At 68.9% G+C, this 20479-nt stretch carries 17 protein-coding genes and 1 pseudogene; 9 read left to right on the plus strand and 9 right to left on the minus strand.

What is annotated here, in order from left to right:
• Positions 1 to 19 precede the first annotated feature (19 nt).
• The gene (locus RHA1_RS07905; protein ID WP_009474311.1) at positions 20 to 433 is read left to right on the plus strand and encodes an ester cyclase; all 414 of its coding nucleotides are present in this window, start codon (positions 20 to 22) and stop codon (positions 431 to 433) included.
• A gap of 68 nt (positions 434 to 501) precedes the next feature.
• On the opposite strand, the gene RHA1_RS07910 is transcribed toward RHA1_RS07905, so the two are convergent.
• The gene (locus RHA1_RS07910; RefSeq protein ID WP_011594576.1) at positions 502 to 1596 is read right to left on the minus strand and encodes a Glu/Leu/Phe/Val family dehydrogenase; all 1095 of its coding nucleotides are present in this window, start codon (positions 1594 to 1596) and stop codon (positions 502 to 504) included.
• A gap of 6 nt (positions 1597 to 1602) precedes the next feature.
• On the minus strand, positions 1603 to 5115 hold the full coding sequence (locus tag RHA1_RS07915; protein ID WP_011594577.1) for an indolepyruvate ferredoxin oxidoreductase family protein: 3513 nt from the start codon (positions 5113 to 5115) through the stop codon (positions 1603 to 1605).
• Positions 5116 to 5252: 137 nt separating this feature from the next.
• Between RHA1_RS07915 and RHA1_RS07920 the strand changes: the two genes are divergently transcribed.
• Both RHA1_RS07920 and RHA1_RS07925 read left to right on the plus strand, forming a co-directional pair.
• The gene (locus RHA1_RS07920) at positions 5253 to 5765 is read left to right on the plus strand and encodes an Lrp/AsnC family transcriptional regulator (RefSeq protein WP_009474314.1); all 513 of its coding nucleotides are present in this window, start codon (positions 5253 to 5255) and stop codon (positions 5763 to 5765) included.
• 23 nt (positions 5766 to 5788) lie between these two features.
• Complete coding sequence (locus RHA1_RS07925) at positions 5789 to 6250, plus strand: 6,7-dimethyl-8-ribityllumazine synthase (RefSeq protein ID WP_009474315.1); 462 nt, start codon at positions 5789 to 5791, stop codon at positions 6248 to 6250.
• A 66-nt stretch (positions 6251 to 6316) separates the two neighbouring features.
• Here the strand turns inward: RHA1_RS07925 and RHA1_RS07930 are convergent, their stop codons facing one another.
• On the minus strand, positions 6317 to 6958 hold the full coding sequence (locus RHA1_RS07930; protein ID WP_009474316.1) for a restriction endonuclease: 642 nt from the start codon (positions 6956 to 6958) through the stop codon (positions 6317 to 6319).
• 191 nt (positions 6959 to 7149) lie between these two features.
• On the opposite strand from RHA1_RS07930, the gene RHA1_RS07935 reads away from it, so the two are divergent.
• Positions 7150 to 8205, plus strand: coding sequence for a 2,3-butanediol dehydrogenase (locus RHA1_RS07935; RefSeq protein ID WP_011594578.1), 1056 nt, complete (start codon positions 7150 to 7152; stop codon positions 8203 to 8205).
• 3 nt (positions 8206 to 8208) lie between these two features.
• On the opposite strand, the gene RHA1_RS07940 is transcribed toward RHA1_RS07935, so the two are convergent.
• A complete protein-coding gene (locus tag RHA1_RS07940; RefSeq protein ID WP_011594579.1) occupies positions 8209 to 9720 on the minus strand; it encodes a PucR family transcriptional regulator in 1512 nt (503 codons plus the stop codon).
• A gap of 121 nt (positions 9721 to 9841) precedes the next feature.
• On the opposite strand from RHA1_RS07940, the gene RHA1_RS07945 reads away from it, so the two are divergent.
• From RHA1_RS07945 to RHA1_RS50390, 3 genes are all read left to right on the plus strand, one after another.
• The gene (locus RHA1_RS07945; protein WP_011594580.1) at positions 9842 to 11293 is read left to right on the plus strand and encodes a purine-cytosine permease family protein; all 1452 of its coding nucleotides are present in this window, start codon (positions 9842 to 9844) and stop codon (positions 11291 to 11293) included.
• On the plus strand, positions 11286 to 11690 hold the full coding sequence (locus RHA1_RS07950) for a YybH family protein (protein WP_009474320.1): 405 nt from the start codon (positions 11286 to 11288) through the stop codon (positions 11688 to 11690). The genes RHA1_RS07945 and RHA1_RS07950 overlap by 8 nt, the downstream gene beginning before the upstream one ends.
• Before the next feature lie 128 nt (positions 11691 to 11818).
• Positions 11819 to 11971, plus strand: coding sequence for a hypothetical protein (locus RHA1_RS50390; RefSeq protein WP_009474321.1), 153 nt, complete (start codon positions 11819 to 11821; stop codon positions 11969 to 11971).
• Positions 11972 to 11980: 9 nt separating this feature from the next.
• On the opposite strand, the gene RHA1_RS07955 is transcribed toward RHA1_RS50390, so the two are convergent.
• From RHA1_RS07955 to RHA1_RS07975, 5 genes and pseudogenes are all read right to left on the minus strand, one after another.
• A complete protein-coding gene (locus RHA1_RS07955) occupies positions 11981 to 13342 on the minus strand; it encodes an MprF family protein (RefSeq protein ID WP_050787468.1) in 1362 nt (453 codons plus the stop codon).
• A 97-nt stretch (positions 13343 to 13439) separates the two neighbouring features.
• Positions 13440 to 13779: pseudogene (locus RHA1_RS07960) on the minus strand (4Fe-4S binding protein).
• Positions 13776 to 15371, minus strand: coding sequence for an FAD-dependent oxidoreductase (locus RHA1_RS07965; protein ID WP_011594583.1), 1596 nt, complete (start codon positions 15369 to 15371; stop codon positions 13776 to 13778). Before RHA1_RS07965 ends, RHA1_RS07960 begins: the two are co-directional and overlap by 4 nt.
• Before the next feature lie 142 nt (positions 15372 to 15513).
• A complete protein-coding gene (locus RHA1_RS07970; protein WP_009474325.1) occupies positions 15514 to 15942 on the minus strand; it encodes a pyridoxamine 5'-phosphate oxidase family protein in 429 nt (142 codons plus the stop codon).
• Position 15943: 1 nt separating this feature from the next.
• A complete protein-coding gene (locus RHA1_RS07975; RefSeq protein ID WP_011594584.1) occupies positions 15944 to 18853 on the minus strand; it encodes an FAD-binding and (Fe-S)-binding domain-containing protein in 2910 nt (969 codons plus the stop codon).
• A gap of 57 nt (positions 18854 to 18910) precedes the next feature.
• Between RHA1_RS07975 and RHA1_RS07980 the strand changes: the two genes are divergently transcribed.
• On the plus strand, positions 18911 to 19660 hold the full coding sequence (locus RHA1_RS07980; protein WP_011594585.1) for a DUF998 domain-containing protein: 750 nt from the start codon (positions 18911 to 18913) through the stop codon (positions 19658 to 19660).
• A 35-nt stretch (positions 19661 to 19695) separates the two neighbouring features.
• Positions 19696 to 20478, plus strand: a complete 783-nt coding sequence (locus RHA1_RS07985; RefSeq protein ID WP_011594586.1) for a DUF427 domain-containing protein — start codon at positions 19696 to 19698, stop codon at positions 20476 to 20478.
• Position 20479: the final 1 nt, after the last annotated feature.

Consider the following 20479-nt stretch of genomic DNA (forward strand, 5'->3'; position numbering starts at 1 on the left):
AGCGAGAGGCAAGGAAGCCATGTCTGCACAACACGGAGTTCACGCAGTCGAGAATTTCTGGGCCCGGGTGTGGCAGTCACCCCAGGACCCCCATGCGATCGACGAGCTCGTCGTCGACGACTTCGTCATCGTCACCGGTGGAGAGGCGATCCGCGGCCGGGACGCCTTCAAGGAATGGGTGCTGAAGTTTCAGTCGACCGTCGAGGACCTGGAGTTCATCCCCGTCGAAACGTTCCAGAACGAGGACGGTTCCCGCGTCGCGTCGCTGTGGGAGATGACCGGCCGCAATCGCGGATTCATGGGCACCGAGCCCGACGGGCAACCCATTCACCTGACGGGCACCGCGGTGTGGAACGTCCGCGCCGACGGGATGCTCGAATCCAACCGCGTCGAGCGCAATGCCTGGGAGCTGCACCGGCGGCTGACGGCCTAGGCGCTTCGCGCCCGTGCGTGGTTAACGAGTGCAGAGACTCGTTAACCACGCACGGGCGGCGGAGCCGCCTACCTGGCTGCAGCGATGCGGGCCTCGGCGACGGCGTCGGCTGCGGCGCCGGCGAGGATGCCGTCCCGCTTCGCGACGTCGAGGATCTGTACGACGGTGGCGAAGATCTTCTCGACCTGCGCGCGGACGTCGTCGGCGGACGTGCCGAGCCGCTCGCCTGCGACCTGGATGAGTCCGCCGCCGTTGGCGACGTAGTCGGGAACCCAGGTGATGCCGCGTTCGCCGAGGTCGTGCTCGACCGCGGGGTGGGCGAGCTGGTTGTTCGCGGCCCCGCAGATCACCTGGGCGGTGATCGCGGCGACGGACTCGTCGGTGAGCGTGGCGCCCATCGCGCAGGGTGCGTAGACGTCGAGTTCCTGGCCGATGACGCTGGACGCGATCTTGACCTCGGGGAAGTCGCGGGCCACCCGGTCGAGTGCGGCGGCGTTGACGTCGGTGGCGACCACCGACGCGCCGTCGGCGAGCAGAAGCTTGATCAGCTGGTAGCCGACCTTGCCGGTGCCCTCGACGCCGACGGTACGGCCGGCGAGGCTCGCGGTGCCCCACTTGGCCTGGGCGGCGGCGCGCATGCCCTGGAACACGCCGAGGGCGGTCATCGGGGCGCTGTCGCCGGACCCGCCGGCGGACGTGTTGCGTCCGACGACGTAGTCGGTGGCGCGGCCCATCACGTCGAGGTCGTCGGAGTTGGTGCCCACGTCGCCGGCGGTGATGTACCGGCCGCCGAGTGTCTGAACGAACCGGGCGTACGCCTCGAGCAGCGCCTCCGACTTTCCGGTGGCCGGGTCGCCGATGATGACGGCCTTACCGCCGCCGAGGTCGACTCCGGCGATCGCCGACTTGTAGGTCATGCCCCGCGACAGGCGCAGGACGTCCTTGAGGGCGGCGGCTTCGTCGGCGTACGGGTAGAAGCGGGTTCCGCCGAGAGCCGGCCCGAGGGTGGTGTCGTGGATCGCGACGATCGCCTTGAGTCCGGTGGCGGGGTCCTGGAAGAACGTCACCTGCTCGTGGGCGGTGTCGGTGGGGAAATCGGTGCGCTCGAACACTCCAGCGTTTTCGGGCTGTGCGGTGTCGTGACGTTCCGCGGTGAGAGTCATGTCTTCTCAGGACCTTTCCGGAGTGGTGGCAATCGTGATGGTGGAGGTGTCGACGCCGAGTTCGGCGAGACGCTGGAGGTAGACGGTGACGTTGCGCAGTTTCACGTCCTCGTAGCCCCGGACGAGGTCGGGGGTCGCGGCGATCAGCGTTGCGGTGTCGTAGGTGTCGGCGGAGAGGTCGGCGACGAGGCGGGTCACCGTGGTCTCGTAGTGTGCGAGCAGCTGACGCTCGAGGCGACGGACCTTGGCGTAGCCGAAGGGGTCGAACGCGGTGCCGCGCAGGAACTTCGCCTTGGCGAGCGTCTTGAGCGCGACGTGCGAGCGGGGGCCGAATCCGATCTTGGTCTTGCGGCCCATGGCCTTGAGGACGGGCGGGTGCAGCTTGTAGGTGAGCTTGCCCGCGCCGGGGACCTCGCCGGCGGCGGCGTCGAGGAACGCCTGGTCGGTGAGCATCCGGGCCACCTCGTATTCGTCCTTGTAGGCGGTGAGCTTGTGCAGGCCGGCGGCGACGGCCTCGCTGAACTCGGTCCGGCTGCCCAGCTCGCGTTCGGCGTCCCATGCCTGCTGCACCAGGGCGATGTAGCGGGCGGCGACGCGGTCGCCCTGGAAGGCAACGAGGTTCGCGGCGCGGCGTTCGGTGAGCTCGAGCGTCGTGCCGTCCAGGGTGGATCCGGCGAACAGGTGCGTCGGGACGACGGTGTCGCTGCGCTGCGGCACGGCGGCCGAGCTGGTGGCGGCGAGGAAGGCTTCCCGGTCGGCGACGGCGACGCGTCCCCAGTGGAACGCGGCCTTGTTGGACTCGACGGCCACGCCGTTGATCTCGAGGGCCTCCTCGATGAACCGGGCGGGGACGGGCAGTCCGCCGGCCTGGTAGGCCGCGCCGACCAGCAGGAAGTTGGCGGCGGCCGTGCTGCCGAACAGTGCGGTGGCGGCGGCGAGCCCGTCGATCGCGGTCAGTTCGCGGGCTGAGACGTCGAGACGCTCGAGCAGCTTGTCCTCGTCCGGGTAGCGGACGGCGGGGTCGTAGACCATGTCGCCGGTCGGGGTCTGGCTGGTCGACGCGACGGTGATGGTGCGCTCGGAGCTGCCGAAGCCGGCGTACTTGGCGTCGGCCGCCGTCAGCAGGTCGAATGCGAGGACGCAGTCGGCGGTCGCGGGGCTGATCCGGTTGGACGGCGCCGAGCTTCCCGACCGCGTCTTCTGATCGCTGAGCCGCAGGTGCGACGTGACGGGCCCGGCCTTCTGGCTGAGACCGGTCTGGTCGAGTCCCTCGACGTGCAGCCCGGCGCGCAGCGCGGCCATGCCGAGCACCTGGTTGACGGTGACGATGCCGGTACCACCGACGCCGGCCATGAACAGGTTGTGCGTTCCGGTCCACACGGCGGGGTCGGGGTCGCCGACCTCCGGCGGAACCGGGATCTCGCGCAACGTCTTCGGTGCGCCTTCCTCGGGCAGCTCGACCGTCACGAACGACGGGCAGTCGCCCTCGAGGCAGGAGTAGTCGGTGTTGCAGCTGGTCTGGTCGATCTTGGTCTTGCGGCCGAATTCGGTGTCGACGGGCTGCACGGACAGGCAGTTGGACTTGACGCCGCAGTCGCCGCAACCCTCGCAGACGGCCTCGTTGATGACGACGCGGGTGCGGCGGGCGGGCAGCTTGCCGCGCTTGCGCTTGCGGCGGGCCTCGGCGGCGCACTGCTGGTCGAAGATCAGCACGGTGACGCCCTCGATGTCGCGGAGGACGCGCTGCGCCTCGTCGAGGCGGGTCCGGTCCCACAGCAGCGTGTTGGCGGCGAAGTGGGCGCCCTTGTGCCGCTTGGGATCCTCGGCGCACACGATGATCTGCTTGACACCCTCGGACGCCAGCTTGTGGGTCAGCTGAGGCACGGTCAGCCCGGCCTCGGCGTCCTGCGCGCCGGTCATCGCGACGGCGGAGTTGTAGAGCACCTTGTACGTGATGTTGACGCCGGCGGCGACGCATGCCTGCACGGCGAGCTGGCCGGAGTGGAAGTAGGTGCCGTCGCCGACGTTCTGGAACATGTGCTTGACGTCGCTGAACGGGGCCTGCCCGATCCACTGCGCGCCCTCACCGCCCATCTGGGTGAGCATCGTGACGGCGCTGTCGGTGCGGCCGGACATCGTGACCAGAGTGTGGCAGCCGATGCCGCCACCCGCGATCGATCCCTCGGGCACCGCGGTGGAGCGGTTGTGCGGGCAGCCGGAGCAGAAGTACGGGGTGCGCGACGTCGGCAGGACGGTCAGCTCGAGACGCGGCGGCGGGGCCGGTGTCAGCGCGACCCGGTCCTTGAGGACGCGGCGCAGCGGTCCGGTGAGCCGGGCGGCGGTCAGTTCGCCGTCGACGGGGATCAGGTTCTTGCCCTGCGCGTTCTTCTTCCCCAGCACGGCGGGCGCGCTGGCGCCGCCGTAGAGGATGTCCTTGAGCTGCGACTCGACGAACGGCATCTTCTCCTCGACGACGAGGACCTGCTCGACGCCGTCGGCGAGTTCGCGAACCTTGTCGGCGCCCAGCGGGTAGGGCATGCCGACGCGGAGGATGCGGATGCCGGCGTCCTCGAGCTGGGAGTCGCCGAGCCCGAGGTCGAGCAGGGCCTGGCGCAGCGAGTCGTAGGCGGTGCCGACGGCGGCGATGCCCAGCCACGCGCTGCGCGGGTTCACCTCGATCTTGTCGATCTCGTTGGCGGCGTTGAACGCCTCGACCATCGCCCAGCGCGGCCCGTACAGGTCGGCCTCGGCGTAGACGCTGTCGGGCGGGGACGCGAGCACGCGCTGCCGGTACGACCACGGCTTGCCGTTCCACTCGATCTCGGGGAGCACGATGTCGAGGTCGGCGAAGTTGCGGTCGAGGGTCCAGAGTCCGTCGGCCACGTCGGCGACGATCTTCATGCCCGACCAGCAGCCGGAGATCCGCGACAGCGCCACGCCGTAGAGGCCGAACGTGATGACCTCCTCGGCGTTGCGCGGGAAGAACACGGGCATGCCCATCGCGGCCATGGACCGCTCACTGGCGCAGGGGATGGTGGAGGACTTGGCGTTGGGGTCGTCGCCGACGAGGACGAGGACGCCGCCGCGGGCGTTCGCGCCGTACATGGCGGCGTGCCGGATGGAGTCGCTGGCGCGGTCGAGGCCGGGGCCCTTGCCGTACCAGACGCCGACGACGCCGTCGTGGGTGCGCTCGCCCTGCGGGAGGTCGACCTGGCTGCCCCAGACGGAGGTCGCGGCGAGTTCCTCGTTCATGCCGGGCACGAACTTCACGTCGTGGTCGGTGCTCAACGTGGGGATGGCGGCGATGGTGCGGTCGAGGCCGGCGAGGGGGCTGCCCTGGTAGCCGGAGACGAACGTCGCGACGTTCAGTCCCGCGCGGCGGTCGCGTTCGTGCTGCTCCACCAGCTGGCGGGCGATGGCCTGGACACCGGTCATCAACACCGGGCCCGAGTCGGCCCGGTATCGGTCGGCGAGATCAAAGGATGCTGCACTGGTGCGAGCGTCGTCTAGCTGAGTCATCTGCGATTCCCGATCCGTCGCGTTGAGCATTTCGTGAGCTTGATCCTGTATCTGGTCTAAGATTTGGTCAACGCAAATCGGATCAACTGATCAGTTCACGCAACAGGTGACGGTCGTCACTCCTCGGAGGTACCAAAGTGCTCAGCATCGACAAGCTCGACGTGCAGTTGCTCGGACTGCTCGGCCAGGACTCACGCATGAGCGTGGCCGAACTCGCCAACTCGCTGGGCGTCGCCCGCAACACCGTGCAGTCCCGGATGAAGCGCATGGAGACCAGCGGACTACTCACCGGCTTCCGCCCCAACCTCGACCTCGCCGAGGTCGGGATTCCCATCCAGGCGTTCGTCGGGCTCGAACTCGAACAGGGCAAGCTCACCGCCGTCGGCAACCGCCTCGTCGACCTGCCGGAGGTCATCGAGATCCACGCGACCACCGGCCGCGAAGACCTGCTGGTGCGGGTGGCCACGTCCACGCACGCGGAACTTCAGAAGTTGCTCGAGAAGATCGCGAACCTGCCCGGCATCACGCACTCGACCACCACGATCGCGCTGACCAGCCCGCTGCCGTACCGGATTCAGCCGCTGCTCGAGCACCTCACCGACGACTCCGGGTGGGGCCGGTCCACGGCACTGCCCCGTTCACAGCGCTAGCACCGGTGCAGTAGTTTCAGACCATGAGTGAGAGTCAGGGACGGATCGCGTTCATCCAGGCCACGTGGCACCGCAACATCGTCGATCGCGCACGCGAGGGCTTCACCGACGAGGTGACCACGCTGGGGTATTCGAAGGACGAACTGGACTTCTTCGAGGTGCCGGGCGCGTTCGAGATCCCGCTGCACGCACGCCGCCTCGCCCTCACCGGGCGTTACGACGCCATCGTCGCCGCTGCGCTCGTCGTGGACGGTGGCATCTACCGGCACGAGTTCGTCGCGACCGCGGTGATCGACGGCCTCATGCGCGTGCAACTCGACACGGACGTGCCGGTGTTCTCGGTTGTGCTGACGCCGCACCACTTCCACGAGCACGACGAGCACCTCAACTACTTCCACGACCACTTCGTGAAGAAGGGCGCCGAGGCCGCTCGCGCCTGCGTCGCCACCGTCACGTCGCTGAAGTCGCTGCCGACCGCGAACTGAGATTCGCCCACTCCGAACCGCAACGAGAAACCACCGTCAGTACGGACTGACGGTGGTTTCCTCGTGTTATCGGTCCTTCGCGTGCCGGTGCTGGACGTAGAGGAGCCAGAACACCGGTGCGCCGACGACGGCGAGGATCGTCGCGAACACCCGCAGCCCGACGTTCCCTTCGCCGAAGGGGGCGATCATGAGGACAATCGTGCAGACGACGGCGCCGAGGAGTTGCCAGTGCGCGCCGAAGAAGCCTGCGACCATCGCCCATGCGTTGCGGGCGACGATGCGCGCCGGCGACTCGGGCTCCGGTGGGGGCGGCGGGGACGGGGCCACCGCAACCGTCGAGTTACGCGCGGCGGCCACCAGTTTCGGGGCGTGGGCGCCGACTGGCGGGGTTTCGCCGTCGGGCTCGCACCGGAACAGGGCGATGCCCACCGTGTCCGCGTAGTCGACGGCCTCGTCGGTGTATCCCGGGCCGGAGAAGTACAGGAGTTTCCGGGCGTGGCTGGTTCCGCGGGTGCCGTAGAGGTTCGCGAGGTCTGACTTGCCTGCACTGCCGCCACGCCACTTCACCTGCGCGTACGCGCGTGACGAGTAGACGTCGATGCCGCCGTCCGCGCCTCCGAGTAGCGCTGTGGCGTCGCCGTAGCCGAGCTTCTGCATCTGCTCGGCGGCGTTGATTTCGGCTTCAGCCGCCGTGCGTATGCGTGCCATGCCTCACTCCCCCAGATCGAACCAGTCTTTCCCCTCGAAGGTACCCGCAGATCCGGTCAAACCAGCTATCGGCCGGTGAACGTCACACCGGCGCCACCGAATTGCAACACACTGCAACTCTTCCCGCCCCCGGCCGCGCGACCGTACCGTTGCCCGAATCAGCACATTCACAATGTAGTGAGGGCGGATTCATGAGGGCAGCACGCTTCCACGGCCGACGCGACATCCGGATCGACGACATCCCGGAGCCTGAATTGCGGCCGGGCGCCGTGAAACTCCGGGTCGCGTGGTGCGGCATCTGCGGCACCGACCTCCACGAGTATCTGGAGGGCCCGATCTTCATCTCCCCGCCGGGGCATCCGCATCCGCTGTCGCACGAGAACGCGCCGGTGACGATGGGCCACGAGTTCTCCGGGACGGTCGAGGAGGTCGGTGAGGGCGTCACCGATGTCGCCGTGGGTGACAACGTGGTGGTGGAGCCGTACTTCGTGTGCAACGAGTGCGCGTCCTGCAAGGCAGGCAACTACCACCTGTGTACGAAGATGGGTTTCATCGGATTGGCCGGTGGCGGAGGCGGACTCAGCGAGAAGGTGGTGGTCGACCGCCGGTGGGTGCACAAGATCGGCGACATCCCGCTCGACGAGGCGGCCCTGATCGAACCGCTGAGCGTCGCGCATCATGCGGTCGTCCGCAGCGGGGCCAAGGCCGGTGATGTCGCGCTCGTCGGCGGCGCGGGGCCGATCGGACTCCTGGTGGCCGCGGTCCTGAAGGGCCTGGGTGTCACCACGATCGTCGCGGAACTCAGCGACGCCCGGAAGCAGAAGGCCCTGTCCAGCGGGGTCGCGCATCACGTGATCGACCCGTCGTCGGAGGACGTGAGGGCCCGGGTGCTCGAGCTGACCGACGGTGTCGGCGCCGACCTCGGGTTCGAGTGCGCCGGGGTCAACGCTGTCCTCGACACCCTCCTCGACGCCGTCCGGCCCGCAGCGGTTGTGGTGAACGTGTCGATCTGGGGAAAGCCCGCGACGGTCGACATGCAGAAGCTCGTCCTCAAGGAGATCGACCTGCGCGGCACCATCGCCTACGTCCGCGATCACGAGGCGGTGATCGAGCTGGTGCGCCGCGGCGTGATCGACCTGGCCCCGTTCATCACCGGCCGGATCGAACTCGACAACCTGGTCTCCGAGGGCCTCACGACGTTGATCGAGCACAACGACACGGCGGTGAAGATCCTGGTCCGGGCGTGACCGTCAGTCGGGTTCGTCCGTCGACGGTGTCACCGCCCTGGCCTTGAGCGCCAGCCACAGCTCCATGCGATCGTCGGCCTGGTCGAGGTTCCGCCCGGTCAGCGCCGCGATCTTGTCGATCCGGTTCCGGACGGTGTTGCGGTGCACGGAGAGGGCGGCCGCCGCGGGGTCCCAGGCCCCGTTGGCTCGCAGCCATTCCTCGAGCGTTCGCTGGAGTTCGACGCGTTCGCGCGGCTCGAGCTGATCGAGGGGTGCGAGGACAGCGGTCGAGAAGCCGCTGAGCACGTCAGCCGAGCCGAGTCGCAGCAGCAACTGCACCGTCTCGCCCTCCTTGGCGTCGACGGCGCGGCCCAGGCGGGCACTGACGGCGACGAGGGATCGCGCCTGCATCGCCGACACGGCCAGCGCGTCCACCGGAACCAGGGCGCCGATCCCGATGGCGCATCCCTCCGCGACGCCCGACAGCAGGTCCGCGAGCCCGGCGACCTCGGGGTGCGCGATCTCGATGTCCGAATTGCGCTGTCTCAGGACGGAATCCGGAAGGACCGAACCGATCCGGACGGTGAGGTCGGCCAGCGCCTCGGGAGTGGAGCGCACGACGGCGATCTGCAGGGGATCGCGGGACAGCCCGATGCCGGCCGCGATCTGATGTGCGCGCTCCCGCCGGAGTCCGGGTCTGAGCAGCTGCGCCAGCGCCGCCGCCCGCCGCTGCCGCTCCGGTTCGCCGGCCACGTGGCGGCGTTCGAGTTCGAGCGACAGCAGCGAGACGAGAACATTGGACGCGTGCCGCAGCGCGCTGTCCGCCGACCGCTCGAGCACGACGAACGCGAGCGGGTTCTCGATGCGCACGGGGTGCAGTTCGAGTTGCCGCCGACCGGCGCCGCCGAACGCCGTCCAGCCCTTCGCGCGGGTGGTGTAGCGACCCACCTGGTCCTGAGCGTCCTGCAGGAACGCCGCATCGACGCCGTCGGAGAGTTGGACCACCCCGCCCGACGCGTCCAGCACCGCGCAGAGGGAGCCGCTGACGGACCGCCACGTGTCGAGCAGTCCGCTCAGGGGCGACGGTCCGGCCGCGACCGCGGTGAGTTGATAGCTCAGTTCGATGGCGTCCTCGAGGGCGCGCTTCTCCTCCTCGGCGATCCGGGAGAAGATCCATTTGGTGATGGCGATGAACGGCACCGAGTCGGGGGCGATGAGCAGCGGGACACCGAATTCACGCGCCGCCGCGACGAGGGGCGCCGGTGGCGCCTGGTAGGGCAGCCCGTGCCCCAGACCGAGGCACAGTGCGGCGACCCCGCCCGCGACGCAGTCCCGGACGTAGTCGCGGCATCCGGATTCGGTGGTGGGAAGCATCAGGCCGACGGTCATCAGCAACTCGCCGCCCTGCAGCCAGTCCCGCGGACGCGTCAGTTCGGACACGTGCGCTGCGGTGATGGGGTTGTCGACTCCCGCCGTCCCGCTCATCGACGTGAGCCGCAGCGTGGGGGCGGACAGGACGTCCTGGACGGTGATCACCGGCGACCTCTTGTACGAATTGCCCAACCGTAATAGACGAACTGTACATCTCGCCTCTGGTGCCGGGGCGGCGAAGTGCGCAGAGTGGTGATCAGAGCCACAGCACCTCCTAGGAGTTTCAGTGTCAGATCACCCCGGCGACACCGCCGCGACCCTCGGTGGCACCATCGAGACCCGCTCGATCGACTACGTCCCCGAGGACGAACGTCACGGGAAGGTCCGCGACCAGGGCCCCTTCTGGTTCGTCGGAAACTTCCAGCCCTTCACGGTGGCCATCGGCTTCGTCGGCCCCGCCCTCGGCCTGTCGCTGGGCTGGACGGTTGTCGCGGGCATTCTCGGCATCTTCTTCGGAACGTTGTTCATGGCGTTCCACGCGTCGCAGGGACCGGTTCTCGGACTCCCGCAGATGGTGCAGTCCCGCGCGCAGTTCGGCTATCGCGGTGTCGTCCTCGCGCTCTTCGGGACGTTGTTCACGTACGTCGGGTTCAACGTCGTGGACGTCGTCATCATCAAGGCGGGCCTGCACAGCATCTTCGGGTGGAACGCGGCCGTCATCGCCGTCGTCATCACCGCGGTCGCCACTCTGCTCGCGATCTACGGTCACGATCTGCTGCACCTGTCGTTCCGTGTGCTGTTCTGGCTGTCGCTGCCGCTGTGGGCCATCCTCACGTGGGGTGTCGTGTTCGGGCACGCAGGCGGCGACGCGGGCGCGGCGACCGGCGGGTTCACCCTGCTGGCGTTCATCGCCCAGTTCAGTGTCGCGGCCTCCTACAACATCACCTACGCGCCGTACGTGTCGGACTACTCGCGGTACCTGCCGCGCAACACGCGGACGTCGGCCATCGTGTCGGCCGTGTTCCTCGGCGCCTCCGCGTCGCCGGTCTGGCTGATCCCGGTGGGTGCGTGGATGGCCACCCGGCTCGGAGCCACGGATGCGCTCGCCGGCATCCACGACGCCGGCAACTCGGTGGTCCCGTTCCTCGGCAGTGCGCTCGCCCTCGTCGCGACGCTCGTGCTGGTGGCCACCATGGGCCTGAACGCGTACAGCGGCATGCTCACCGTGATCACCGGCATCGACTCCTTCCGGAAGGTGACCCCGTCCCGCCGGATCCGGGTGGTGACCGTCCTCGCGCTGGCCGCGGTCTGGCTGGTGCTGAGCCTGCTGTTCACCGATTCGACGACCGTCCTGAACACGACGCTGCTGATCATGCTGTACCTCCTCGTGCCGTGGACCGCCGTCAATCTCACCGACTTCTTCTTCGTACGCCGCGGGCACTACGCCATCACCGACCTGTTCACGCCGGACGGGCTGTACGGAATGTGGTCGTGGCGGGGCATGACGGCCTTCTTCGCCGGCATCGTCGCGTCCGTTCCGTTCATGGTGCTGCCGTTCTACGTCGGACCGATCGCCGCGGCCCTCGGTGACGTCGACGTCGCGTTCGCGGTCGGACTCGCCGTGTCGGGGATCGTGTACTGGGTCCTGTCCCGGTCGCTGGACCTCGACACCGAGGAACGGTTCATCGAAGACAGCGAAGCCGCACTGGCAGTCGAGGAGACCCCCGCTCATGGCTGACACGACGACGGCAGACGTCCAGCACGCGATCGACGCGCTGATCCGGGCATTCGGCGAGCACGACACGACCGCCTACTTCGAGGCGTTCAGCCCGGACGCGACGTTCGTCTTCTACACCCACCCGGTGCCGCTGCCCAGTCGCGAGGCCTACCGCGACCTGTGGACCGAGTGGGAGTCGGACGGGTTCCGCGTCCTCGCGTGCCTTTCCAGCGAGCAGAACGTCACGTTCCCGGCCCCGGATGTCGCGGTGCTGACGCATCGGGTCGGCACCACCGTGCGGGATTCGACGGGAACGGTCGAGCTCGACGAACGGGAGACGATCCTGTTTCGGCGGCGCGAGGACTCGGGCTGGATCGCCGTCCACGAGCACTTGTCGCCCCAGTCGATCACAGCCTGATAGCTGACAGATAGCTGGCCCGAGGTGGACCGCGTCACATCAGGATCCCGTGGAGTTGCGGAGGCAGACTCCTGACGGTGTACTGGTCAGTAAACCTGCCCGGCTCGGCCTATCGCGAAGGTGCACAGATGACGGACGAACGGCCCGGCAAGAATCAGACCCCACCGGACAAGGCGACGCGACCGACACCGAAGGAGGCGACCCCGGACGTCTCCAAGACCGATCTCGCGGCCGTCGTCGACGCGCTCACCGCGACGAACGAGAAGAATTTCGACTTCTGACCTCGCGCCTCAGGCCCGCTCCCGGTGCGGCACGAACTCGAACGTCAGGCACGCGAACGCCACGGGCAGCAGGTAGCGGAAACGCAGGAGGACGTATCGCCGGTTCCCCGTGGAATGGAACTTGCCGAGGTAGCGGTACAGCGACTCGAGCGAGATCAGCACGTCGCCGAGGTGCAGGACACGGCGGAAGAGCCGCGCCCCCGCGCCGGGTGCGTCGGGGGCGAGGAGTTCGGGGAACGCCGCGAACGACAGCGAGACGTATCGCGCACCGGTGTGCTCCGCGTACCGGATGACGTCGACGGTCATGCGTTCGTCGGTGCCGTTCGGCGCGCCGTCGCCGCGCCACGGAACGTCGAGACTCAGTTCGCGGGCGGAATCGGCGGTGCCGTAACGCTGGAAGGCGATGGCCCGCCCGGTGGAGTCGCGCGCGATGACGAGCAGAATGCCGGGGAGTGCGCCGTCCAGCAGGTGGTCGAGGATCATCGAGAACCCGCGGCGCTGATGTCCGGCGCGGGCGACCTCGACGATGTCCGACAACTCCCGGCGCGTCGGTTCGTCGAGCGCGGCTTCCGGGACGATCTCGGTGGTGAGCCCGGCGTTGTGGGTGCGCTGCACGGCCTGCCGGAGGTTGCGGAACTTCCTGCCGTGCAGGGTGAAGTGTCCGACGTCGATCACCACGTCACGGCCGATCGGGACCGCCGACAACGGCTTTCGGGTGTCGCCGCCGAACCCCCACAACCGGGCGACGCGCTCCCCCGCTCCGAGCACGGCGACGCGCCAACCGCGTTCGGCCGCGAACTCGGAGAACTCGTCGAGGAGGGCGCCGAATTCGAGCGCGTTGCCGATGGGATCGCCGGAGACGACCGCGATTCCGGATCGCGCCCGGTAGGCGATTGCCGCGGTGCCCGACGCGTTGAAGTAGTACGACTTCGCCGAATTGAGGGCGAACGGCGACAGCGGATCGTCCGTGGTCTGCTGGATCAGCGAGAAGACGCGGGCACGGTCCTCGGGTTGCGGCACACTGCGCACCGGCAGCATCAGGACGGGTCCGGTGGCCACGAGGAGGAGAAATCCCGGAGTCGAATGTGCGCTCGTGTACGCCACATCTGCGGCGGCCACGAACAGCACCGCCGCCGCCGAATGTGTCGTGGTGACGGGCCGCCGCAGATGCAGTCCCCGGGCCACCAGCAGGACGGCGATTCCGGCCGCGACCATCCACGTGCGAACGGGCCCCGACCGCCCGGCCATCCACATGAGTACGAGGCCGACCACGACGGTTGCGCCGACGAGCGCCATCCGCGCCGCGGGCGATTCGGGCCGGTACACCCGCAGCCCGGGCACGGTCATCGGTGTCGACTTCGAATTCTGCATCCGCACCCCTGCCCCAGGTGACGACTGTTCCGGTGCCTCCAATCTAGCGGCTCCGCCGCCCGTGAGTGGTTGACGAGTCCCTGCACTCGCTACGCACTCACGAGTGCAGCCGTGGCGGCGGTGCCCCCGTGCGGCAGGGACGGCCCGACCGCCGTGAGTGAGCCTGCGGTGCGCCCCTTCCCCCAGCCGAGTTTCTCGCGGTAGCGGCCGATGTGGTCCTCGGGGATGTTCTGCCCGTCGACGAGCGGCGTGGACTGCGGGTCCACGTACAGCGCGTCGACCGGGCAGTACGCCTCGCACATGAAGCACGTCTGGCAGTCCGATTGCCGCGCGATCACGGGGATCCCGGTGTCGGTGCGGTCGAAGACGTTGGTGGGGCACGCGTCGACGCACTTGTCGCAGCCGATGCACGCCTCGGCCAGCAGCACCTCGATCACGAGGCCACCCGCAACAGCCCACTGTGTGCCGCGCCGGTCGCAGTCCACACGTCGTCCAGCCCACCGGTGAGCACATGGTGGTGCTGCGCCGGGTCGAGGTCCGGGTAGTCGGCGCGCTTACTCATTCCGCGGGTTTCCGTCCGCGCGAGCGTCGAGTGGTACATCCACCGGCCCACCGCGGTGATCGCCGCGGCCTGACGGGCCCGGACACGTTCGTCGCCGGAGTCGCCGCCGAGGCCCAGCGACAACGCCGTCCACAACGACTCCAGCTCGTCGAGCGCACCCTGCACCCGCACACCGTCCCGCAGATAGTTCTTCTCGTACGGGATGAGTTCGGCCTGCGCGGCCGCGACGACCGCGGACGCCTCCAGCCCCGACCGCCCCGTGGGCCGCAGTCCGGCCCGGCCGGCGGGACGCAGTTCGCCCGCCCGGACCCGACGTTCGGTTCGCGCGAACCGCGCGGCCCCCGTGCCCGCCCAGCTGCCGGACGACATCGCCCACGCCGAGTTGTGGCTGCCGCCGCCGGTGAAGCCGCCGCAGATGCGTTCGCGGGTCGCGGCGTCACCCGCCGCGAACAGGCCGGGAACGGATGTGGCGCAGGTGTCGTCGACCACGTCGATGCCGCCGGTTCCGCGCACCGTCCCCTCGGCGAGCATGCTGACCTCGAAGCGGTCGGTGAACGGGTTGATGCCGCGCCGGTCGAATTGCAGGAAGAAGTTGGGCTGGCCGAGTCGCATCTGGCGCTGCACGTCGTCGTCGGCGCGGTCCAGCTGGGCGAACACTGGCTCGGACAGCAGCGTTTTCGCGATCACCGAGCGTCCCTTGGTGGAGCCGGCGCCCTCGAGGACGCGTCCGTCGGCGTGGAAGAACGTGGCGTAGCCGTAGTAGGCGGTCTTGGTGATGGTGGAGTTTGCGGGGACGATCGCGTACGCGTTGGAGAATTCCATGCCGGAGAACGTCGCGCCCACCTCGGCGGCCATCAGCGCGCCGTCGCCGGTGTCGACGTTCGTGCCCAGTGCGCGGGACAGGAACGCGCAGCCGCCGCTCGCGATCACGACGGCGCCCGCGGTGATCCGGTAGTCGCGGTCGTCCTGGCGCTGGTAGCCCGCCGCGCCGCGCACCTGGCCGTCGGCGTCGACGAGCAGTTCGAGGGCCGGCGAGTGGTCGAGAATCCGGACGCCCGCTTTCTTCACCCACGCCCGCATCCGCCGCATGTATTCGGGCCCTTGGAGTCCGGTGCGGATCTGCCTGCCGGTGTCGGGGTCGACGGGGAACGGGTACCGGCCTTCCTCGGCGAGGAGGTTCATGTTCGCGTATGTCTGGTCGAGGACGCGGTCCATCCAGTGGTGATCGGCGAGATGGCCGCCGAGCGTTTCGCGGCTGGCCTTGGCCTTCGCCCGGGCGGACGGGTCGGGGTCGACGTACCAGACACCGGTGCCCGAAGGCGCGGTGGCGCCGCTGGTTCCGCAGTACCCCTTGTCTACGAGGACGACGTCCGCCCCGGATTGCCGTGCGCGCAGCGCAGCCCACGTTCCTGCGGGGCCGCCGCCGATGACGAGGACGTCGGTGCTCAGGTCGAGAAGTTCGGTCATGAAGGGCGCTCCTGTCGAGGCGGAACAACTGCCCTTCAACGCTTCCGCACATCGGCCCACGCCGCCATCGTCAGAATCAGCGTGAACCGAATCGCCCGTGAGCGGTTAACGAGTCCAGGGACTCGCTAACCACGCACGGGCGCTACGCGCCTTTGCCGTAGTCGACGCTCAGCCAGTGCTCCGGCCGCATACGGATGACGATCGCGCTGTCGTCGTAGGCCTCCTCCACGAAACTGTCGACCTCCTCGGCGGGCAGGTAGCGGGTGGCGAGTCTGCGGACGACGTCGGCGGTGGGTGATTCGTCGAACTCCGCCGGACCTTCGACGCTGACGTACCGGTACGGCGGCTTCTCGTCCTGGGCGACGAGGCTGAAGCGGCCGGCGGCCCGGATCAGCCGCTCTTTCAGCGACCCGCGTCCGGTCCAGACGTAGACGTGGCCGCCGGGTTCGTAGCCGTACCAGATGGGCACGGCGAGCGGTGCCCGCCCGTCGCGGTCGACGGCGATCACCCCCACGTGTACGTCGGCGAGGAACTTCTCGCGCTGTTCACTGGTCATCGACAACTGCGACATGTCAGTCTCCGCTCTGGTGTTCGGGTTTCGACGGTGGTGCGGGGTCGAGCAGCTGGGCGAGGTGTTGCGACGATCGGGTCGGGTCGAGTTGCCGTACCTGCATGTGGCAGCTGAATCCGTCGGTCAGCACGACTGCGTCTTCGGGACTGTCGCGCAGTGCGGGGGCGAGTGCCTGTTCCGCCACTTGCATGCTGAGGTCGTAGTGGTCGGCCTCGAACCCGAAGTTTCCTGCGACGCCGCAGCATCCGGTGGCCTCGCGGACGCGTTCGACGCCGACCGCCTGCAGGGCCTTCCGCTGGCCGGCCGCGCCGAACACGGCGTATTCGTGGCAGTGGGTCTGCACGGTGACGTCCTCGGGCAGCGCCACGCTCGGGGTCCAGCCTGCCTGGGCGCGCTCGAGGACCGCACCCGCGAAACTCTGGACGCGGGCGGCTACGCGTCGTGCGGCGTCGGTGTGGACGAGTTCGGGCAGGTCCTTGCGGAACGCGGCGGCGCAGCTCGGTTCGAGGACGACGATGGGGCGGTCGGTGCCGTCGTCGAGGAGTTCGGCCGCCTTGGCGAGGGTCTTCTTGGCCTGCTTCAGCTGTCCGGTGGAGATCCAGGTGAGCCCGCAGCACACGTCGCTGCGACACTGGGAACTGAGTCCCGCCTCGGCGAGTACCCGCGACGCGGCGCCGACCACCTCGGGGCGGAATCCGCGGGTGAACGTGTCGGCAAGCATCACGACGTCCGCGGTGCCGTTCTGTGAGGTCTCCCCGACCTCGCGCCGGATCTGCTTGCGGGACGCGAACTCCGGCATCGACCGGTGCGGGGTGAGACCACCCAGTTTTGCCGCGACCTTCGCCAGCCTGCCCGCGGTGAGCCGATTCACCACGGGGGCGGACCGTTCGGCGATCTTCAGCCATACCGGCAGCCACCCGAGGGAGTAGTGCGACAGCGGACGCATCCGGCCGCGGTAGTGGTGGTCGAGGAATTCGGACTTGTACGTGGCCATGTCGACGCCCACCGGGCAGTCGGTGGAGCAGGCCTTGCAGGACAGGCAGAGGTCGAGGGATTCCTTGACGTCCTCGGAGCGCCATCCGTCGGCGACGGTCGGCGAGTTGCGGACCATCTCCTGCAGGGCGCGGGCCCGGCCGCGGGTGGAGTCTTTCTCGTCGCCGGTCGCGCGGAAGCTGGGGCACATCACCCCGCCGGTCGAGGCGCGGCAGCGGCCCACCCCGATGCACCCCTGGACGGCGTGGACGAACGGTGCGACGGGGACGTCGCTGGTGGGGGTGAGGTCGAAAGTCGTCTGCCACGCCCGCGGGTTCACGCCGTCGAGGGCCAGGCTGCCCAGCAGCGGTTCGGGGTCGACGATGCTGCCCGGGTTCAGCACGGCTGCCGGATCCCAGAGCCGCTTGAACGTCGCGAACGCCGCCATCATGGTCGGGGTGTACATGATCGGCAGCAGCGCCGACCGTGCGCGACCGTCGCCGTGCTCCCCCGACATCGATCCGCCGAACCGCACGCACAGTTCCGCGGCGCGGTGGATGAACCGCGACATGACGTCCCGGCCCTCCTCGGTGCGCTGGTCGAAGTTGATGCGGATGTGCATGCAGCCGGCGCCGAAGTGCCCGTACATCACGCCGGTGAGCCCGAATTCGGCGAGCAGGGCCTTGATGTCGACGAGGTAGTCGGCCAGCTGGTCGGGCGCGACGGCGGAATCCTCCCAGCCCGTCCAGGATTCGCCGCCCTCGACGAGTCGGGCCGACAGTCCGGCGCCGTCCTCGCGTACCCGCCACAGCGACGCGCGTTCCGCCGGGTCCCCGACCACCCGCGAGTCGACGAGCCGCCCGGCCGCCCGCAGCTTCGAGACCAGTTCGGTGCCGCGCAGTTTCACCTCGTCGAGGTCCTCACCGTCGAGGTCGACGTACAGCCAGGCCTCGCCGTCGGGCAGCCCGACAACGGAGTCGGCGCCGCGCAGGTGCCGCATGGTGTCGACGATCGCCGAGTCGATGCCTTCGATCGCGGCGGGCGAGTACGCGAGGATCAGCGCGTTGTCGCGGGCGGCGTCCACCAGGTCGCTGTATCCGAGGCACAGCAGCATGGCCGCGGGCGGCACCGGCACCAGCGCGACGGTCGCAGCCACGATCACCGCGCACGTCCCCTCGCTTCCCACCAGGGCGCGGGCCACGTCGAAGCCGTTCTCGGGCAACAGGTTCGCTAGGTGAAATCCGGATACCTGCCGCGGGATGCGGCCCAGCTCGAGGCGGAACTCGCCGAGATGCTCCTGCGTCAGCTCGTCGAGTCCGGCGGCGATCCGTTCAGCCTCGCTCGCCGCAGATGAGTCTTCCGGGTCGGTGGCGCGCAGTCCGTCGCGGGTGGCGGTCAGCCGGTGCCCGTTCGCGGTCACGAGATCGAGTGCGACGACGTGATCGGACGTGCGGCCGTACCGCACGGAGTGGTTGCCGCAGGCGTCGTTGCCGATCGCACCGCCGACGGTCGCGCGGGACTTGCTGGACGGGTCGGGTGCGAAGGTGAACGCGCCGTCCGTCGCCAGTTGCACGTCTTTCTGCAGGTCCGTGAGGACGATTCCGGGTTCGACGACGGCGGTTCGGGCGGACGCGTCGACGGCCCGCACCTGATTCATGTGCCGGGAGAAGTCGAGTACCACTCCCCTGCCGATCGCGTTGCCCGCGAGTGACGTACCGCCACCCCGGCTGGTGATGGGGATGCCGCGGTCGGTGCAGGCCCGGACGATCGCCACCACGTCGCCGGCGCTGCGTGGAAATGCGACGGCCAGCGGCGGCACCCGGTAATTGGAGGCGTCGAAGGAGTATTCGGCACGCCGCCGCGATCCGGTGTCGAGGTCGATGCCCAGCTCGGCGAGCTCGGCGTGCAGGTCGGCGGCGGGACGTGTCAGCTCAGCCACGCGTCGATCTGTCCCGTCTCGTCGGAGTCAGCTACCGGAATTCTCGTCAGCGGGGCCATGGCTACATGGTCGAGCCGCTCCCGAAGATTGTCAACAATCCTCTCGGTGAGCCGGGTACGGTTCGGAGGGGTGAGCGTCGTGCGAACGCCTTCACCCGCCCAGCGACTGTTGGCTGTGCGGGTCGGAGCCACGGCCTGGGTGCTCATCGCCCTGTATTTCCTCGCGGAGGTCGTGACCGCGCGCGCCTGGCCGCGGCCGTACGAGGTGCGGACCAACTCGGTCAGCAATCTGGGCGTCACGGGTTGCGACGGCTCCGCGGCCCAGGTCGCGGCCGCGCGACTGTGTTCGCCTCTGCACACTGTGATCAACAGCGCCTTCGTGATGACCGGGGTGCTCATCGTCGCGGGGGCCGTGGGTCTGCGCGAGTTCCTCCCGCCGGGACGCGTGCGCCGGGTGGCGTTGACGTTGCTCGCACTGGCCTCCGTCAGCGCATCACTGACGGGCGTCGTGCCCGTCAACGTTGACGCTCACCTGCACCAACTGGTCGCGACCCCGACGTTCGTCGCGCGCAACGCCGCGATGATCGTCATCGCGATCGCGCTCCACCGGCGATGGCGCGTCTTCGCGCTCTGGACCGGTCTCTGCTGCCTCGTCGGGGTCGTCGGGATGGCGGCGATCCTCCTCCCCGGCGCGCCGTTCGGCATCACCGAACGCCTGGCCCTCTATCCGTTCACGGTGTGGGTCGTGACCGCCGGTGTCGCGGCGCTCCGCACCCGTGCGTGGTTAACGAGTCCAGAGCCTCCTTAACCCCGCACGGGGCGCCGAAGGCGCACCATGGAGTGATGTCCACAGCTCTCACGCATGCCGCCGCCACTCAGCAGTTCGCGGAGAACGGCCGCATCTCGATCGAACCCAATCACAAGCGCATCCGGGTGTTCTTCGGCGGTCAGGCGGTCGCCGACACCACCCGTTCGGTGTACCTGTTCGAGAAGGGTCACCTGCCCGTCTATTACATTCCCCGCGACGACGTGAACTTCGACCTCCTCGAGCCCGTCGACGCGACCACGACCTGCCCATGGAAGGGCAAGGCCCGGTACTGGGATCTCGTCGTCGGCGACCGTCGCGCGGAGCAATCCGTGTGGGGTTACGACGCCAAACTGGAGGATTCCCTCGACCTCAGCCCGTACGTCGCGTTCTACTGGCACAGGATGGACGCCTGGTACGAGGAGGATCAGCAGGTGTTCGTCCACGCCCGCGACCCGTATGTCCGCGTCGACGTGCTGCCGTCGTCCCGGCACGTCGAGGTGTTCGTCGGCGACACGCTCGTCGCCGACACCGTCCGCCCGCGGCTGCTGTTCGAGACGTCGCTGCCGGTGCGCTACTACGTGCCCCGCATCGACGTGCGGTCCGAGTTCTTCACCGCCTCCGACACCAGGACGTCCTGCCCGTACAAGGGGACGGCGTCGTATCTGTCGTTCACCGGGGCGGACGGCTCCGACCCCGTCGTGGACGCCGCCTGGTTCTACCCGTTCACCACCGCGGAGGCGTCGGGCATCGACGACCACGTGTCGTTCTACCCCGACCGCGTGCGGGTCGTCGTGGACGGCATAGAGGTGGAGAACTGAT

It is taken from the genome of Rhodococcus jostii RHA1 (assembly GCF_000014565.1).
GTDB lineage: Bacteria > Actinomycetota > Actinomycetes > Mycobacteriales > Mycobacteriaceae > Rhodococcus_F > Rhodococcus_F jostii_A.

Coding starts and splice junctions, on each gene's coding strand:
- RHA1_RS07910 (WP_011594576.1), bottom strand. CDS start 1,596: ATGACTCTCACCGCGGAACGTCACGACACCGCACAGCCCGAAAACGCT.
- RHA1_RS07935 (WP_011594578.1), top strand. CDS start 7,150: ATGAGGGCAGCACGCTTCCACGGCCGACGCGACATCCGGATCGACGAC.
- RHA1_RS50390 (WP_009474321.1), top strand. CDS start 11,819: ATGACGGACGAACGGCCCGGCAAGAATCAGACCCCACCGGACAAGGCG.
- RHA1_RS07980 (WP_011594585.1), top strand. CDS start 18,911: ATGGCTACATGGTCGAGCCGCTCCCGAAGATTGTCAACAATCCTCTCG.
- RHA1_RS07905 (WP_009474311.1), top strand. CDS start 20: ATGTCTGCACAACACGGAGTTCACGCAGTCGAGAATTTCTGGGCCCGG.
- RHA1_RS07965 (WP_011594583.1), bottom strand. CDS start 15,371: ATGACCGAACTTCTCGACCTGAGCACCGACGTCCTCGTCATCGGCGGC.
- RHA1_RS07930 (WP_009474316.1), bottom strand. CDS start 6,958: ATGGCACGCATACGCACGGCGGCTGAAGCCGAAATCAACGCCGCCGAG.
- RHA1_RS07955 (WP_050787468.1), bottom strand. CDS start 13,342: ATGCAGAATTCGAAGTCGACACCGATGACCGTGCCCGGGCTGCGGGTG.
- RHA1_RS07915 (WP_011594577.1), bottom strand. CDS start 5,115: ATGACTCAGCTAGACGACGCTCGCACCAGTGCAGCATCCTTTGATCTC.
- RHA1_RS07970 (WP_009474325.1), bottom strand. CDS start 15,942: ATGTCGCAGTTGTCGATGACCAGTGAACAGCGCGAGAAGTTCCTCGCC.
- RHA1_RS07950 (WP_009474320.1), top strand. CDS start 11,286: ATGGCTGACACGACGACGGCAGACGTCCAGCACGCGATCGACGCGCTG.
- RHA1_RS07985 (WP_011594586.1), top strand. CDS start 19,696: ATGTCCACAGCTCTCACGCATGCCGCCGCCACTCAGCAGTTCGCGGAG.
- RHA1_RS07925 (WP_009474315.1), top strand. CDS start 5,789: ATGAGTGAGAGTCAGGGACGGATCGCGTTCATCCAGGCCACGTGGCAC.